The 17,309-nt window shown below is 69.9% G+C and carries 8 protein-coding genes; 6 read left to right on the top strand and 2 right to left on the bottom strand.

The window, feature by feature from the left end; all coding sequences use genetic code 11:
- Positions 1-13 precede the first annotated feature (13 nt).
- Positions 14-1,333 carry a DUF2398 family protein gene (locus ACH442_RS42850; RefSeq protein ID WP_396343904.1) on the bottom strand — a complete coding sequence of 440 codons (1,320 nt, stop codon included), beginning with the start codon at positions 1,331-1,333 and terminating at the stop codon, positions 14-16.
- Entirely contained in the window at positions 1,330-2,868 is a 1,539-nt protein-coding gene (locus tag ACH442_RS42845; RefSeq protein ID WP_396343903.1) for a TIGR02677 family protein, read from the bottom strand. The genes ACH442_RS42850 and ACH442_RS42845 overlap by 4 nt, the downstream gene beginning before the upstream one ends.
- A 163-nt stretch (positions 2,869-3,031) precedes the next feature.
- Here ACH442_RS42845 and ACH442_RS42840 point away from each other — a divergent pair, with 163 nt between their 5' ends.
- The 6 genes from ACH442_RS42840 (at position 3,032) to ACH442_RS42815 (ending at position 17,307) form a co-directional block, all read left to right on the top strand.
- Positions 3,032-3,751, top strand: a complete 720-nt coding sequence (locus tag ACH442_RS42840; RefSeq protein WP_396343902.1) for a GPP34 family phosphoprotein — start codon at positions 3,032-3,034, stop codon at positions 3,749-3,751.
- 10 nt (positions 3,752-3,761) lie between these two features.
- The gene (locus ACH442_RS42835; RefSeq protein ID WP_396343901.1) at positions 3,762-5,276 is read left to right on the top strand and encodes an APC family permease; all 1,515 of its coding nucleotides are present in this window, start codon (positions 3,762-3,764) and stop codon (positions 5,274-5,276) included.
- Entirely contained in the window at positions 5,273-5,863 is a 591-nt protein-coding gene (locus ACH442_RS42830) for a GNAT family N-acetyltransferase (RefSeq protein ID WP_396343900.1), read from the top strand. The genes ACH442_RS42835 and ACH442_RS42830 overlap by 4 nt, the downstream gene beginning before the upstream one ends.
- Positions 5,860-6,060, top strand: a complete 201-nt coding sequence (locus ACH442_RS42825; protein WP_396343899.1) for a helix-turn-helix transcriptional regulator — start codon at positions 5,860-5,862, stop codon at positions 6,058-6,060. Before ACH442_RS42830 ends, ACH442_RS42825 begins: the two co-directional genes overlap by 4 nt.
- Positions 6,061-6,758: 698 nt before the next feature.
- On the top strand, positions 6,759-11,789 hold the full coding sequence (locus ACH442_RS42820; RefSeq protein WP_396343898.1) for a RecQ family ATP-dependent DNA helicase: 5,031 nt from the start codon (positions 6,759-6,761) through the stop codon (positions 11,787-11,789).
- The gene (locus ACH442_RS42815) at positions 11,782-17,307 is read left to right on the top strand and encodes an SNF2-related protein (RefSeq protein WP_396343897.1); all 5,526 of its coding nucleotides are present in this window, start codon (positions 11,782-11,784) and stop codon (positions 17,305-17,307) included. The genes ACH442_RS42820 and ACH442_RS42815 overlap by 8 nt, the downstream gene beginning before the upstream one ends.
- Positions 17,308-17,309: the final 2 nt, after the last annotated feature.

Below are 17,309 nucleotides of genomic sequence, written 5' to 3'. Positions count from 1 at the left end.
AAACGATCCTCTGCTAGAACAGCGTGCGCTGTTTGACCTGGGCTCTCGTGCTGCGGTAACGGCCGATCAGGGGACGGGCGAGCACCCCGCCGGGCACGGCCGTCACCGCGTCGAAGCGTACGAGCAACGCCACCGCCTCCCGCCGCAGCCGCTCCGGATCCGCGTGCCAGGTCGCGCCGAACGCCGACCCGTACGTGGCAAGAAGATCCGCCGTCGCCTCACGCAGGAAACTGTCCGTGATCAGCGGCAGCCGCCGCTCACCGGTCTCGTCCTCGGCCTCCTCGACCGGCTCCGGCTCGTCGCCGGCCATCGGAATCCCGGCCGGCAGACCCGCATCCACCCGCGCGACCAGCGACAGCTGCGCGTCAGCGGGATCCGGCATCGGCATCCGGCGTGCCCTCCGGCCGTCCGGGTCGGACACCCGCTCGGCGATCGCGACCGCCAGCAGCACCGCCGCCTGCGCCACACTCCCGGCGCCCGGGAACCGCTCCGCCGACCATCCCGCCGTGTCGACCAGCAGCACACCCTCGGATCGCCGTTCCAGGCGCAGCCCGGTCAGCCGGAACAGGTCCGCCGGCAGCGCCTGACCGCGTAGGTGGTTGCCGACCTCGGCGCTCACGTCGTCGAAATACACCACGGGCCGTTCCAGCACGGTCCGCCGGGCGGCCTGCGCCGCGGCCCGGCGCTCCGCGTTGCCGCTGCTCGTCAACGACCGGTCCAGCAGCGCCGACACCGACGCGATGTGCTGCAACACCCGCGGCGGCCGGAACAGCGCGAACACCGCGTCCCGGGCCACGTCGTACAGCGCCTCACCACTGCCCGGATCGCTGGCCCACGCCGTGCTCGACCCGTCGGCCAGGCGCAGCACACCCCGCTCCTCCAGCCACGCGACCGCGTCCACGAACGCGCGCCGGTCGGCACCGGAATCCGGGTCCAGGCCCAGGCCGGTGATCCGGTTCGCGTCGCCGGCGACCGCGTCGGCCAGCTCGCTCAGCGTGATCTGGATACCGGCCCGGCCCAGGGTGGCCAGGCACAACGACAGGTACGCGTACCGCTGACGGTCGAACGGACGCCCGGTCCGGGACAGCGCCGGACGATCCGGGTCCAGCCGGTCCGCCGTGCGCACCAGCCGCGCCGTCGCGCCGTGCAACTCCAGCCGGTAGCCGAACGCCTCGGACAGATCCCGGCGCAGTTCGGCGGAGAAACGACGTACCCGGGGAAGGGCTTTCTCGTCGGGGAACGTGGCGGTGATCAACGGGTGGCGCAGCAACAGGCGGACCGCCCGCTGGTAGTCGGCCAGCTCCAGGTCGGAGACCTCCGCGGCGAACCTCACGCGGTCACCGCGGTGTGGCCGGCCGCCGTCACCGACAACTCGTAACCGTCGAGGTGCAGCCGACCGGATTCGGTCACGACCGTGCTGAACCTTCCGGGCGTGGGGGTCAACGTCAGCCGTACGCCGAAAGCCGCCGCGGCCAGCGGTGTGTCCCGGCGACCGGCGGTGCGGGCGGAGAGCGCGATGTCCAGCAACCGCCGCAACGCATCCGCCTGCGCGTCGTCGAGCTCCACATCCTCCACCGCGATCAGCCGCGCCGCCGCATCGGCCTGACGCCGTTCCCCGGCCACCTGCCGCTCCCGCAGCGCCCGCCGCGAAGCCTCCGACCGGTCGATCCGCGCCGGCCGCCCGTTACCCTGCCCGGGCAAGCGCCCCGACTGGACCAGCGACCGCGACAACTCCACCGCCGGCGCCTCCCACCAGGACAAACGACTCGCGATCGCCTCCGGGTCGGCATACGCCACCCCGACATGCCGCGGTGCGCCCAACCCGAACACCACGTCGAAGATCGCGTGCGCGGCCTCCTCCGACCCGGCCCCGGTGAACCACGCCGCCAGGTGCCGCAACTGCGACTCCCGGCTCACCCCGCCGCGCCGCGCCTCGGTCACCCGCCGCAGCAACGCCAGCACATCGCCGATCGCCGCCATCGTCGCGCCACCCAGCCGCTCGGCCTCACTGGGCGCGTCACCGGCCGGCGCCAGCCACGACCGCAGCCCCGCCCACCGCCGCCGCCAGTCCGCCAACCGCTCCGCCGGCGTGGAGAACAACCGCTCGTCCGCCTCCGCCGCCGCTTCGACCATCCGATCAAGACCGGTCACCTCGACCTCGACCACGGCCTCCCGCAACCGCGGCGTGTACCGCTGCAACTCGTCGTGGAAGTCCCGCAGGTGCGCCAGCAACGCATCCTTGTGACTCAAGAACACTTCCGGGCGTACGTCGTGAGTGCGGCCCAGATCCCCGAGCATGTGATAGAACCGCGCCGCTCGCTCCGCCACGTCGGCCAGTGCCCGGTCCAACCGGTTCAGCTTCCGGTAGACCTCCTCGGCGTCACCCTTCTCGTTGGCGTCCCGCAGAGCCTTCAGGTCGGCGAGCAGATCCGCGAACACCAGCCGGGACAGTGTGCTGTCGTCCAGCCCCGCCGCCAGCACACTCTCCACCGCACGATGCGCCCGGTAGCCGGCCTCGGTGAACTGGTACACCGAATGCCGGTTCCGGTACTCGGCGAGGGTGGCCGCCCGCGCCCCGTCCTGACTCCGGTCGAGGACACCCCACTCGACCAGCGCGTCCAGCAGGCGCGGCAGCTCCAGCGCCGCCGGGTCAGGACATTCCGGATGTACGTCGTGAAGCCCGCCCAGCGCGGCCTGGACCTCCGAGGTGTGCAGCACGACCTGGTAGCTGTTGCGGGCACTCTCGAACGCCCGGAGCAGCCAGATGTACGCCAGCCGGTTGTCCGCGTTGACGTAGGAGAACAGCCGCAGCCGGTCGTCGACGCCGAAGTCGTCCAGCCCGAACGAGCCGCCCTGCTGCGCCGCCATGCCCGCCCTCTCCCCGCAATCAGCCCAGCCTATCGAGGTTCCGGCGACGCGCCCAGCGTCCACCCCGTCGGGTGAACGCATTCACCCTTGTCGCGCGCTAATTGTCGTGCGTAGGGTAGTCGTGCGTCACCCCTGGTATCGAAGACTACCGAAAAGACGGGGCATGTCCGGAACCTTCGACGACAACCATCCCGGCGCCGGGTACGGGTACTCGCACGCCCGCGGGAACAACCTGTGGCCGCTCTTCGCCGACGACCTCTTCCGTCTGGCCCACGACGGGCACCGCCTCCGCGTCGACCAGGACCTCATCGCGGCCGGGCTCGCGTGCGCCCTGCTGGCCGAGCTCGCGGTCACCAACCACCTCGCCGTCGACGGCGACAAGCTGGTGGTCACCAGCCGGCGCCCGCCGCCCGACGCGCTCGCGCACACCCTCCTCACCGAGGTGATGAGCCAGCCCGACCCGGTCCCGGTACCCGACTGGCTGCGCTATCTGTCCGCCCGCCCGTCGTACGCATCAGGGCACTTCCATGCGTACGAGCAGGTCGCGCGCCGCCTGATCCGCTCCGGCGACCTCGTCGAGGTGCCGCGCCGGCGACTGTTCGGGCCGCCGCGCAGCGGTTACGCGCCGACCGACAACAACAAGGCGTACTGGACGTGCGCGCGCCTGAACATGGTGGCCGAGCGCGGTTACCACTTCGACGCGTTCGACCAGGTGCTGGCCGGGCTCTGCCTGTCCACCGGCGTCTACCGCCGCGTGTTCAGCAGCCCGGCGCAGGTCATCCAGCGGCTCGGGCACGACAGCCGGCGCATCCGGCCACCGATCCCCACCCTGTTGCGCCACCTCGACCGGCTCGTCGGCAACACCGTCGCGATCAATTCCTGAGAGGGTTCCCATGTCCCACCAGTCTTCTCCGCCCCGCTCACGCCGTACGATCGAGCAGGCCCTGGCCGCCGGACGCCTCGGCGTGTGGCCGGTGGTCTGCATCGTGATGGCCGCCGCCGCACCACTGACCGTCATCGCCGGCGGCGCCACCACCGGCTGGGCCGTCACCGGCGTCGTCGGCATCCCGGTCGGCTACCTCTTCGTCGCGCTCGTCCTCGCGGTCTTCTCGGTCGGCTACGTCGCGATGTCACGCCAGGTCGTCAACTCGGGCGCGTTCTACACCTACGTCACGCACGGGCTCGGCCGGGTGCCCGGCGTCGGTGCGTCCGCCGTGGCCGTGCTCGCCTACAACACCATGCAGATCGGCCTGTACGGCGGGTTCGGCAAGGTCAGCGCCGACTTCGTCGGCGCGCACACCGGCCGTTCCGTGCCCTGGTGGCTGTGCGCGCTGGCCGGGTGGGCGGTCGTCGGGCTGCTCGGCGTCCGGCGGGTCGACCTCAACGGCCGCGTCCTGGCCACCCTGCTGATCGCCGAGATCGCCGTCGCGCTCGTCCTCGCCGCCGTGCACCTCGCCCACCCGGCCGGCGGCCACGCCGACCTCACCGCCATCGCCCCGTCCCGGCTGCTCACCGCCGGGATCGGCGCGGTGCTGGTCACCGCGATCACCGGCTTCGTCGGCTTCGAGGGCACGGCGGTCTTCTCCGAGGAGTCGAAGGATCCGCAGCGGACCGTCGCCCGGGCCACCTACATCGCGCTGGCCGTCATCGGTGTCCTCTACAGCCTGTGCGCCCTCGCCATGACCGTCGCGGTCGGGCCCGGCGACATCGTGGCCGCCGCCACCGAGCACGGCACCGAACTGATCTTCGACCTGGCCACGCCGTACGTACCGTCGTCGCTGCTCGTCGCCGGTCACCTGCTCTTCATCACCAGCCTGTTCGCGGCGCTGCTGTCGTTCCACAACACGGCCGCCCGTTACTTCTTCGCCCTCGGGCGCGAAGGCGTACTGCCCCGCGCCCTGGCCCGCACCAGCGTGCGCAGCCGGTCCCCGCACGTCGCGTCGATCACCCAGACCGTCCTGGCCTGCGTCGTGCTCGGCGTGTACGCGTACGCCGGCTGGGACCCGATGATCAACCTGTTCTTCTGGATCACCGTCACCGGTGGGCTCGGCGTGCTCATCCTCATGCTGGTCACGTCGATCGCGGTCGCCGGCTACTTCCTGCGCCCCGCCCACCGCGCAACCGTCGGCGCCGCCCGCGGCGTACTCGCCCCGCTGGTCGCCGCCGGCGCCCTCGGCTGGATCCTGGCGATCACCCTGCAGCAGTTCCACGTACTCCTCGGCGTCGAACCGTCCTCACCGTGGCGCTGGATCTTCCCGGCCGCTTTCGGGGTCACAGCCGTTCTCGGCATGGTGTGGGCGCTCTACCTGCGCGCTGCCCGGCCCGCCGTCTACGCCGCCATCGGGGCCGGCGCCCACCAGACCCTGCTCGACGCCGACGCTTCCGCCCAGGCCGGAGACGTGCGATGAACCCGGCCGGCACCGCCACCAGCATCCGCCGCGCCACCACCGGCGACCTCGCCACGATCGCCGGCATCCTCGCCGCCGCGTTCCAGGACGGCGACCTCGCCGACTGGCTCATCCCCGACCCCGGCCTGCGCCGCCGCGCCTACCCGCCGTACTTCGCCATGCTCACCGACCACGCCCTCACCCACGGACACGTCGACCTGCTGGGAGAAGAAGCCTGCGCCGTCTGGTACGACACCACCCCGGCACCCCCGATCGAGGACTACGACCAGCGACTGGCCGTCATCACCGGCCCCGCCCTGCACCGCTTCCAGACCCTCGACCAGGCGATGCACGCCCACCACGACCGCGAGCCGCACACCTACCTGGCGTTCCTCGCCGCACTCCCCGGCCGGCAGTCCCACGGCCACGGCTCAGCCCTGCTCCGGCACCACCACGCCCGGCTCGACCAGCCCGCCTACCTGGAAGCCACCGGCCCCCGGAACAGCGCTCTGTACGCCCGGCACGGCTACCGCCGGCTCGAGGCGTACCGCCTGACCGAGGACGGCCCCCACCTGTACCCGATGCTACGAACCAGAGCCGGCACATGACAGGCGGACGTCCCGCGCTGATGGGCATCCAGGAAATCCAGCGCCGCCTCGGACGATCCCGGCAACGCGTCCAACAGCTGACCACCAAGGCCGACTTCCCGGAGCCGTACCAAACGCTGGCCATGGGCCGCGTCTGGCTGGCCGACGACGTCGAAGCGTGGATCCGCAAACACCGCCCCAACCGCGCCCGCAAATAACGCGCCTCAACGACGGTGATTCCGGAGTGAGCCGTGGGGGGGGGGGGGGGGGGGGGCGCCCCCCCCCCCCCCGGGGGCGGGGGGGGGGGGGGGGGGGGGGCCCCGGGGGGGCGGGGGGGGGGGGGGGGGGGGGGGGGGCCGCCCGCGGGGGGGCGCCCCCCCCGCGGCCCCCCCCCCCCCCCCCCCCCCCCCCCCCCCCCCCCCCCCCCACCCCCCCCCCCCCCCCGGGGCGCGGGGGGGGGGGGGGGGCGGCCCCCCCCCCCCCCCCCCCCCCCCCCCCCACGGCGTTGCCGACGTCTGGTTCCGCGCCTGCGGCCCCGGCACCGATGCGCCGGACGCGCTGCGCGCCGGCACACCGAGCAGTTGCGCCTGCCCACCCGTCCGGCGCCGGCCTGCGGGCCGGCTCACCGGGCAAGCCGGCCCGCAGTCAACCGTTCGCGCGGTGGTGAACACGAAACATTGCGACCGGCTGCTTGGCGGGCGTGTACCGCTCGGCGGCGATCGGATGATGTCTGCGTGGCCGTTCGGCTGGATTGTTGACGGGGAAGAGTTTCAGGATTCAGGGGGGTGTTGCGGAAGAGTCTGACCTATTTAAGATCAGACGGCCCCTGAGGTCGCTAAATGCGGGACGGCAAAGGCAAGTCGCAAAGTACGGGGGAACGGCATTGGCGGAGGATCTGCCGCCTAATGTTGCCGCAGTGGCTGACCTGGTGGCCGCCGAGGCTCGAAGGCCAGAAGTCTTAGAAGGGATTCTGCGGGATCAAGGCATTGTCATGCCGGTCGCGCGTCTCCTGCGGCTCCCGGAGCGATTCCCAGCGTGTTTCACGCTGGACGACGATGGTCGGCTCTCGCCGGTCGTCCCTGAGGCGGAGGTCGTCGGTGATCCCGGGTCGTTCGAACCCGAACAGCCGGCGTGGTTCCAGGTGCCCATGGCGGATCCCCTCGGCATCGACGATCTCGTAGCAGTTCATGGGGATGCGGCAGCACGGCTCGCAGACGGCGTCTGCGGTTCGTTCCACCAGGTGGGCGTCGATGACAGGATCGGCGTGGTCACCTTTGGCGAGGTGGCTGACCGGTCTTCCGGCGTACGTCTTGATCTGCGGCTGCTGGCGCTGTTGGAGGACCCCACTCGGCCGGCGGACACGCTCGGTGAACTGTGCGAGGCGCTGGGGATGGCCGCGCCTGGACCGGGATCGATGGAGCAGGCCACGGCGGTCGCGAATTGTCTGCAGCTGATCTGGAAGAAGATCGATCTTTCCGACCCTTCGTGGAGTCTCGCCCGCGGCTGTATGGCAGCCGCAGGCAACGACTGGGCGATGATTCTTTCCGAAACGCCGTTACCGGCGGCTCCGGCCGATGGTCTGGCCTGCCGTGATGATCCGCTGCTGGTGCCGATCAGCGGTGAACAGCCTTATCGGACCTCGGGCGAAGCGGTTCGAGCAGGTCTTGAGAAAATGCGTGAACTCGGCTACGCCGATCGGGCGCCGCAGCAGGAAATGGCCCGAGCCGTTGCCGACGTTCTGGACGCCGGTGGCCTGCTTGCCATCGAGGCGCCGACCGGGACGGGGAAATCACTTGCCTATCTGTCGGCAGCAGCCGGGCGTGCCGGTACGGGTGAGCGGCCCGTCGTGGTGGCCACGGCGACCAAAGTGCTGCAGCATCAGTTGCGCCGGGATGCCGAGCGCATGCAGCGGCAGGGGCTGTTCCATGCGCCGTTCCGGCAGCTTTTCGGGGTGGGTAACTACATCTGCACCCGGGAAGTGGCGTCGGCATTGGCGGCCCCCGGCCCGGGCTCCGGACCGATGCACTGGCTGGCGCTGGCCGTGGCGGTAAGGGCGCTGGCGGTGTCAGCAACGGGAGTCTGGGACGACGTGGCGGATACCGACGTGGTTCGTGGCTCCGCGGAATATCGAGGAACACGCGACACGCTGCGCACCGATGCCGCATCCTGTGAACGCCGCGCATGTCCGTACGTCGATGAATGCCCGCTGTTTCGCCGGCTGGCCGGAATGGGTGAGCGCCCCGGCGTGGTGGCGGTCAACCACGCCCTGATCGCGGCTTGGGCCAAGCTTGCGCAGGAGGGCATCCGCACTCCCGGCGACGTGCTGGCCGACGGGGTCAGTGACCTCGTATTTGACGAGGCCCACGAGCTTGAGGACTCGCTCACCAACGCCTGGACCTCTCAGGTCGGCGAGCGTGATCTGGCGGCCTTGGCAGCGCGGGTGGACAGCCGGTTCGGGCTGGACCGGCACCTGCGGTCACTGGCCCGGCGAGGTGCTGACCTGCGCGGTGGTGGGAAGCTGGCCGGGCTGGCGCGTCGGCTGCGGCAGGACACCGAGCTGCTGGCCGGGACGGTGGCCGGCTATCTGCACGAGTACGGCGGGCCGGGACGATCCGCGGTCCTGCGGCGAGGCCTGGTACAGACGCGGCCCGAATACGGCAGGTTGGCGCAGCAGGCGCGGACTGTGCAGCGGTCCTTGGGGCAGCTCGGTGCCGAGCTCACCGCACTGGAAACGGCCGTGCGAGCGATGCAGGAGCGGAACTCGCAGGTCCCGCGAGCATTGATGGCGGGAGTTCTTACTCGCGTGAGCGGTCTGCTGCGGGCGGTTGACCAGGCCGATGAGGTGCTCGGGCGGCTCCACGATCTGCCGGACGAGCATCTTTGGGTGTACCAGCTGCGGGCCGAGACCGACTGGCTTTTCGAGAGCGTGCCGATCGACGTGGGTTCGGCGTTCGCCACCGGCATCGTGCAGAAGGCTCGCAGCGTGACGTTGACCAGCGCCACGCTGACGGTGGGGGAGACCTTCGACTTCATCGGTGCCCGGCTAGGTGTGCGAGTGGAACCGGGAAGCAGTGCACCGGGTGTCTTCGACGGGCGACGACTGCGCAGTCCGTTCGATCATGCGCAGCAGTCAGCTGTCGTGTTGACCAATCATCTGCCGATGCCGATTCCGGCCCAGGAACGGGAGTTCACCGAGGACCTGGCTCGTGACCAGGTCGGCCTGCTGTCGCTGACCGGTGGCCGAGCGATGACGCTGTTCGCGGCCCGGCAGCGGATGACCGCGGTGGCAGAGCGGGTCGCTCGGCATGCGGACGACCTCGCTGCCCGTGGGGTGCGGATTCTGGTGCAGGGGGAGGTCGGTCCGGCCGAGATCGGGCGGCGCTTCCGTGCTGAGCCGGGAACGGTCGTCTACGGGCTGCGAACGTACTGGCAAGGATTCGACGCGCCCGGCGAGACGCTCAGTTATCTGGTTATCGAGAAGCCGCCGTACCCGCACCCGGGCGATGCAGTGGTGGCCGCCCGGGTACGCGCGGTGGCCGACCGCGGTGGTGATCCCTTCCTGGAGTACCTCGTTCCCAAGACGGCGGTGTTGCTGGCCCAGGGCTTCGGCCGCCTGATTCGTACCGAGGCCGACCGCGGCGTCGCCCTGATCTGTGATCGGCGGATGCAATCGCCGGGCGCGGCGAACCGGATGTTGCTTTCCACTCTGCCCGGTCCGCGCCTGCACCTCGCCGAGGACCGGGACGACGCGTGGCGGTTCGCCCTGCGATTCGTGACCGGTGCAGACCCGGACCTGACTACGGCTCTGCAGGCCGACGGCGATGACCGGAGCGCCGAGTTGGCACGGCTGCGGCTGATCCCGGGCGAGGATCCGGAGCCGAAGCTGCGCGAAGCGGCCCGGGTGATCTTCGGGGTCGAGGAGTTACGGGAATCGCAGTTGCGGCTCATGCTCGCCCACCTGGCCGGGGCGGACACGGTGGGGATTCTGCCGACCGGCACGGGCAAATCACTCTGTTTTCAGTTGCCGGCGATGCTTCGAGCCGAGAACCGGGCGACCGTCGTGGTGAGCCCGCTGGTCGCTCTGATCAAGGATCAGCTCGACGGGCTGCGTGGCCGGCTCGGCCTGCGTGGCGTGCAGGGCATTACGGGCACCACCCCGTCGAGCGTTCGCAGCGAGATCCTGCGGGATCTGGCCGCCGGCAAAGTACGGCTGCTGTACGTGTCGCCGGAACGGCTGGTCCGCGATCCGGTGCTGCATCGTGCCCTGCAACGCCAGGATCTCGCCGGGCTCGTGGTCGACGAGGCGCATTGCGTCAGCGATTGGGGACACGACTTCCGGCCGGAGTTCCGACGCGTCTCGCAGGCGGTCGCGCATCTTGGGCGGGCACCTCGGATGGCGCTGACCGCGACGGCGACGCCGCCGGTGGCGCAGGACATCATCAGCGCTCTGGAAATGACCGAGCCGGTTACCGTCAGCCTGCCGTCGGACCGGCCGAACCTGAGCCTCCGAGTGGTGCAGGTCGCCGGGGAGCGCGAGCGTGCGCGTGAATTGCTGCGGATCGCTGTGGCCATGAAGGGTGCGCCGGGGATCGTGTATGCGTCCCGGCGCTCGATCACCGAGGAGATTGCCGCGCTGCTGCGCCGGGCCGGCCTGACCGCACGGCATTACCACGCCGGGATGGTGCCCGAGCAGCGCGAGGTGGTGCAGGAGGATTTCTTGGCCGGCACTACCCAGGTCATCGTGGCGACCAAGGCGTTCGGCATGGGCGTTGACAAGCCCGACATCGCCTGGGTGGTGCACTTCGATCTCCCCGAGTCGCTCGACGCATATGTGCAGGAGGCCGGACGAGCTGCCCGGTCACCGGGTCTGACCGGTGAGTGCGTGCTGCTGCACACGGCCCGGGACGCGGGACGCCGGCGCCGGCGGCTCACCGACACCGGCGCGGGGCAGCGGCTCGACCGATTGCGAACCGTTCTCCGGCTGCTGGAAAGCGGACCGCGCCGGGGCGGCGACGTCGTGTTCGACCCGGACGCACTGGCCGAGACGGTTGGTGTCGAACCCGACGAGCTGAACGTGCTGCTCGCCTGGCTGGAGCGCACCGGCACGCTGGTGCAGCTGCCCGATTGCTCGGCCCGGGGAACCGTGCACATCGGCGTACGGGAACCTGCCGACCTTGACGAACGGATCCGGTTCCGAGAGACGGCTTTACTGCTCAACCTGCGGCCGGAGGTGGGCAGCAGGATCGACTTCGAGCGGCTCGGTGAGCAGCACGGTGCCGACCCGGATCGGCTGGAGCAGGACCTGGTCGCATGGTCACTGGACCGCTTCCTGACGTTCTCGTCGACGCGGCGGCACCGTCGGGTACGACTGCTCGCCGCCCGGGTGAACGAGCCCGCGCTGCGCCGCGAGATCGAGCGGTGGAGCCGATGGCAGCACGCGCAACTGGACGCGGTGATCGCCTACACCGGCGCCGGGACCTGCCGGCGGGCCGAGGTGATCGGCTACTTCGGCTTCCCCGCCACCGCGTGCGGTGTTGGACAGCAGGCCTGCGACAACTGTGGTGGGCGCTCCTTCTGGCAGGACCTTCCCGCCTCGGCCGTCCCGGACCCGGAGCAGCTGATCAACGTGGACCTGACCGTGCTGCAAGCAGTGGCCTGGGCCAGCGGGTTACGCACCGGCCGGTACGGCGCCGGCGGCCTGAAAGCGGCGGTATTGGGCGCTGGGACGATCGGCAATCGTCCGCTCGGCGACGGTCTGCGGCGCTGCCCGCAATTCGGTGCGCTGCGGCACGTACGCGCCGCCGAGCGCCGCTTCGACGAGGCAGTGTCCGCGCTCGGCGCCGCGGGCTACCTGGAGACTGTCCAGGCGCAGCGGGATGGGATGACCTACACGAGCCTGGCGGTGACCGCCGCAGGACGAGAACGGCTGGGAATGCAGCATGGGTGAACTGGTCAGCATCGAACGCGTCATCACCGACGCACTTCTCGAACACGGCGAGATCATCCTCAGCACAGCCGAGCTGCATCGGCTCGGATTCGGCGAGCACAGCGCGGAGGTCACCCTGGTCGCTGCGGGTGAGCAGGTGCCTGCGCTGTGGACCGCCGGACGCCGTCAGTTGTCCGGAGAGGCCCTGGCTGAATACCTGCAGGACACCGCTCGTGTCGGCGGGCTGCTGCGGTTGGAGAAGCGCGGCGCCGCCGTGGTGGAGTTGGTGTTGTTGCCGCCGGCTGCCCGGCTGGAGGTGGTGTCGCCGGCACTGTCCCCGCCGGTCGCGCCCATGCCGGCCGGCGCCGGTGCCGCCGCTGAGTCGCGCACCCGGCGGCGCATCAGCACCGGGGCACGCTACCGGCTCCGGCAGCGCGATGAGTACACCTGGCGCGAGGGCGTCGGCTTTCTCGATACCGCCCGGGAGAACCTGCGCACGGCTCTGGAAAATGGCGGCTGGGATCCCGCGGACGCGGTGCGAACCCGCCTCGAGGGAGAGCGACTCGCCACCCTGGATCAGTTCGACGAGCTTCTTGCGGTCGACGCCGCCAAGATCGAGCACATGGCGCACCAGGAGGCCGCTGCGCGTACCGTGCTGACCCGGATGGGCGGGCGCGGTGTCCTCGCCGACGAGGTGGGCCTCGGCAAGACTGTGGAGGCCGGCCTGGTCCTCAAGGAACTGGTGCTACGCGGGCTGGCCCGCCGAATCGTGATCATCTGCCCGGCACCGCTGCGAGAGCAATGGCGCCAGGAGCTGCGGGAGAAATTCGACGAAGACTTCCAGGTGGTCACGACCGGCCGTGACCCGCAGGCCTTCCAGGCCGATCGCCTGATCATCACGCTCGAGCTGGCGATCCGCAACGAACAGCACCTGCAGGACGCCTTCGACCTGGTCATTGTTGACGAGGCGCATCGGCTGTCGGGCTCCGCCTCGCACGCCCGCCGAGCGGTCGTCGAGCGGCTGATCGCCAAGTCACCCCGGGTGCTGTTCCTGTCGGCCACCCCGGTGCAGAACAACCTGCTGGAGCTCTACCGCCTGGTCGAGCTGTTGCGCCCTGGCACGTTCGACTCGCAGGCCGCTTTCGAACGTCGATTTGTTGACCAGAGCGACCCACGCCGGCCAGTCAACGCCCCCGAGCTGCGGCGGCTGATCAGCAGCGTGGTTGTGCGCACCACCCGGGAGCAGGCCGGCGTCGACCGGGTGCACCGGATGCCGCCGCTGGACCGCGGTGTCGAACTGACCGCACCGGAGCGGCAACTTTACAACTTGATCGTGGACACTTTGCGGCACCGGATGACCGGCCCCGGCGACTCCATGCGTCGCAAGGCGCTGGCGTTGCGCCTGACCGCCTCACCACAGGCGGTGTCGAAAAGCGCGCTGCGGATGGCCGGCAAGGAGCCCGACGGCGACCTGCGGCGGGTGCTGACCGATATCGGTCATCTTGCCGGCGACATCCGACACACCTCCCGCGAGCAGGCCGCCCTATCGATCCTGCGTGACTGGATTGGCGAACACGGGCGAGTACTGCTCTTCACTCAGCACACCGACACTCTGCAGGGCCTGCTGAAACTGCTCGTGGTCGAAGGTATCCCGGCGGCGGCGTTCCACGGCGGAATGACCTCGGCGGCACGAACTGCGGCCGTCGAACGGTTCAAGTCCGGCGCCGCGCCGGTGCTGTTGTCTACCGACGCTGGCGCCGAAGGACAGAATCTGCAGGTCAGCAACTGTGTATTGAATTACGACCTGCCCTGGAACCCGATGCGAGTGGAACAGCGGATCGGCCGGGTGCATCGAATCACCCAGACCCGGAACGTGCACATCGCCAACCTGTTCGCTCGCGACACCCTGGACGAGAACGTCTACCGGCTGCTGCACGACAAGCTTGCCATGTTCGAGCTGCTTTTCGGCCAGGTCGTCACGGTCCTGGGTGAGCTGGGCGGTGCGCAGGACACCAGCATGGAGGCTCGAGTGCTGGAAGCGCTCTATGCCAACAGCGACCACACCATGCAGCGCCGCCTCGATGAACTGGGCAACGACCTCGCTGACGCCCGTACCCGTGCGGGGAAAATGATGACCGCAGACTCCGGGCTCAGCGCCTGGCTCGCCCAACGCCAGCAGGAACGGGCGCACCGTGCCGCGCAGCCGCAGGCTCGCGATCTGCTGCCGCAGACCGCAGAAAAGCCGCGACGGCGGCAGAAAGATCTTGAGCATTTCGTACGAGGTTTTCTCGCCGCTGCTGGGGCCGAGGTCTCCAGCCCTGCCGAGGATCTGGTCGCGGCCGCCCTTCCGGCTGATCTGGCCGCCGAGTTCGGTCGTGATCAGCTGTACCTCGCTTTTACCGGTGCGGCCCTCGAACACCACCCGGACGCGGAGTTCTGCGTGGTCGGCTCGGATGTCTTCGACGACATCCTGGCGGTGCAACGGCAGCGCGGTGACCTGACCGGGTCCATGCCCGAACCCACGTCACAGGACCCTGTGCTGCCGCACGACCCGCGGGTGCGCTTGGCGTGGCGGCGTATCGAGCACGATGAATCATGGTCAGCGCGGGCCACCTATCGCGTGCAGGAGGACACCGCCAGCGGCAACCAGGAGCTCGTCACCGTCGAGGTCGGGTCCCTGCCTACCGGCGACGACGGCCGGCTGCCGCTGGCTGACGAAGCACCAATTCCCGGCGACCAGGAGCCGGCCACCATCCTCGCCCGAGTAGAGGATGCGGCTGTCAGCCAGCTGGGTAAGCAGCTGCTGCAGACCCGTGAGGCCGAGCGCGAGCAGCGGAGTAAGGCACAGGAAGCGCTAGTTCACTACCTGGAAAGCCAGCTGGCCGAGGCGGATCGGATCTGGAAGTCCAAACGGACCGCGAGCGCGCTGGACAATGTCAATCGGCGCATGGAGCAGCTGCAGCGGGCCGTCGAGACCTCGCGAGAACCGGCGGAACGGGGAGCCGAGACGGAGCTGCGCGCAGAGCTGCTGGCCCTGGAGGTGCACGGTCCACGGCAGGTCGCCGTGGTGGAACGCTGGGAGCGCACCGACGGTGTGGCCCGCGAGATCCGCTATCCCTGGTCCGCCGATTTGCGTCCGGCTTGCGAGGTGACCGGCGAGCCGATCACGACGCTGAGCATGTGTGGCAGCGGCCACCTCATCGACGAAACGGCCCTGCACAGCTGCGAAATCTGCCGTTCCGAAGGATGTGGAAGGTGTGAGCCGGATCGTGTCGTCTCGGACTGCGCCGGCTGCGGTCGCGCGGTTTGTGGCACCTGCCGTATGTCCGGTGTGTTCTGCGGGGACTGCCGTTATCCAGTGCGCGATTCGAGTATCGACACTCGTTGGGAGCTGGGCTGGCGACTCGGCGCGGACGCGTATCTGCTGGTCGGTGAACGACACACGACCCATGTGAGCCGAGACGGGCAACGCCGCGTCCTGGTGCCCGCGGCCGATGTTGAGGATCAGACCCGGTCCCGGGTGCGGGGCATGGCCACCCGGCTGGGCCTGCCGCCGTCGACCGGGCTCGTGTCCGCCGGCTCGACTGTTGACGCCGAGGCTTCAGTGGCCGGCGCGTTGTGGTCGGAAATCGAGTACAGCACCTGGTGGGACGCTCGGATGGATGCCGGCGCGGACATCGACGGAGCTGCCGCGTTCGTGCTGCCGGACCTGACCGGGCCGGACGTCACGGCCGAAAGCGTCTTCGCGGCCCTGCTCGCCGACCTGCGGCAAGAACAGAGCCCGCCGGTCGCGCCGTCTCTGGCTGCCGTGCCGTTCACGATCACGCGGCGGATCGACCTGCGCGGCCCCGAGCTGATCTACCAGGAACTGTGGCAGGACGCGGACCGGGAACCGATGACCGCTGTACGGATTACGGGACCGTTGGTTACCGGTACGCACATCGCGCCGCCACCGGTACGCGCGATCGCCTCGGCGCAAGCCGGCGAAGCCGAACTTCTGGTGGAGGGGCTGCACCGGTCGTACCTCTATCGGCTCACCATCGGCGACAACGCGGTGATCGGTTTTGTCCCCGGGCTCGCAGGCGCGACCTTCGGCGCCGAATCCAGACTCGCCCGGCAGGTAGCCGATGCTGGCCTGACACCGGATTGGGTGCGCGCCCGGCCTTCACCGCAGCCCGAGCCGACGGGATTGACATTCAGCGTCCCGGCGACCGGAACCGAGGTGTCCCGGACCGTTACGACCTGGCGGCTGCCAGTCGAGGGCGCCGGCTCGGGACCGGAGCTCGAGGCGCCGAAGTGGGCCAGGGCGCTCGAGCACCATCGCGACGTGGTGACCCGGGATGACGAGCCGACCCGGATGACGTTCGCGGCGCTTGACCGACCGTTGCGGCAGGTCGCCGACGAGGAGCTGATCAGCGTCGAAGAAACGTGGACCTCCGGGAAGGGCCAGGCGGTCCGTCGCTACCTGATCGGTGCGGGCACGCCATTGCGCGCCGATGTGCTGAACGGACGCACCCTGCTGGCGCCGGGACAGCCGCTCGTGGTGCGCCTGGAAGACGGCACCGTGGCAGCCGACGACATCACGGTCGACCGGCACGGACACCTGATCACCGCCGCGGAGGCCATCACCTGCCGAGTCTGCGGCGATTCGTACGGTGCCTGCTGTGGCGCTCTGGTTGGCGTCTGCGCCGGATGTGATCAGCCGGCCTGCGAATCTTGCCGAAGCGCGGACGTATGCCACGCATGCACCGCTATTGCGCAGCGCGGAACCGATGTCGAACGTGCCGCGGTGGTTGTCCATGTCTCGACCAGAGAATCGCATCAAATGCAACCGTCGACTGTGGCTGAGACTGCCGCCGTAGCCGAGGCGGCTCGCATGGCGGAGGCTCTGCAGATGGCTGAAATTGCCCGCCGGGTCGAGGCCGATCAGGCAGCCCACACCTTGCGTCAGGCTGAGGAGAAACGCCTGGCAGAGGCAAACGCCGCAGCGGAAGCGTTGCGTGTCGCGCAAGCCCAGCGGCTGGCCGAGGCGCACCGCGCCGCCGAGGCGGAGCAGCAACTGGCCGTGCTGCGAGCGGCTGAGGTGCAGCGCATGACATGGCAGCAATATCCGGCCCCGCAGCCGGCATCACAGCCGATGGCGGCACCGTTCACGGGACGGTTGAAAGGCCCGAAACGGCACCACCCGTTGGTGCATTTCCTGCTGATCTATACGTACGGGATCGGCAACATCATTTACGCCAGGCGCATCGCTCGGTGGAACCGCGAGAACGGACCGTTCGCCCGGGAACTCACCCATTGGAAAGCTAACGCCGTGACCATGCATCTGCTGCTCATCTGCACCTACGGCGTTGGCAACATCATTTACGCGTGGTACGTGGCCCGGTGGAACCGGGCGCAGTGGCGCTACTCGCGGCAGCCGTGGCGAGCCAACTCGATCGGCGTGCACGTGCTGCTCAGCCTGTGCACCTTCGGCCTCGGCAACACCCTGTACGCCTGGTACATCGACAGCTGGAACCGGCGCCGCGGATACCGATGACG

The organism is Actinoplanes sp. NPDC020271 (genome assembly GCF_044388125.1).
In the GTDB taxonomy this organism is placed as follows: Bacteria; Actinomycetota; Actinomycetes; order Mycobacteriales; family Micromonosporaceae; genus Actinoplanes.
The sequence above is the reverse complement of the archived record's forward strand: the minus strand, read 5'-3'. Positions and strand labels throughout refer to the sequence as shown.

What these genes read in the sequence shown, in the direction of transcription:
- ACH442_RS42835 (WP_396343901.1), top strand. Translation starts at nt 3,762, where the DNA reads ATGTCCCACCAGTCTTCTCCGCCCCGCTCACGCCGTACGATCGAGCAG.
- ACH442_RS42840 (WP_396343902.1), top strand. Translation starts at nt 3,032, where the DNA reads ATGTCCGGAACCTTCGACGACAACCATCCCGGCGCCGGGTACGGGTAC.
- ACH442_RS42815 (WP_396343897.1), top strand. Translation starts at nt 11,782, where the DNA reads ATGGGTGAACTGGTCAGCATCGAACGCGTCATCACCGACGCACTTCTC.
- ACH442_RS42845 (WP_396343903.1), bottom strand. Translation starts at nt 2,868, where the DNA reads ATGGCGGCGCAGCAGGGCGGCTCGTTCGGGCTGGACGACTTCGGCGTC.
- ACH442_RS42825 (WP_396343899.1), top strand. Translation starts at nt 5,860, where the DNA reads ATGACAGGCGGACGTCCCGCGCTGATGGGCATCCAGGAAATCCAGCGC.
- ACH442_RS42830 (WP_396343900.1), top strand. Translation starts at nt 5,273, where the DNA reads ATGAACCCGGCCGGCACCGCCACCAGCATCCGCCGCGCCACCACCGGC.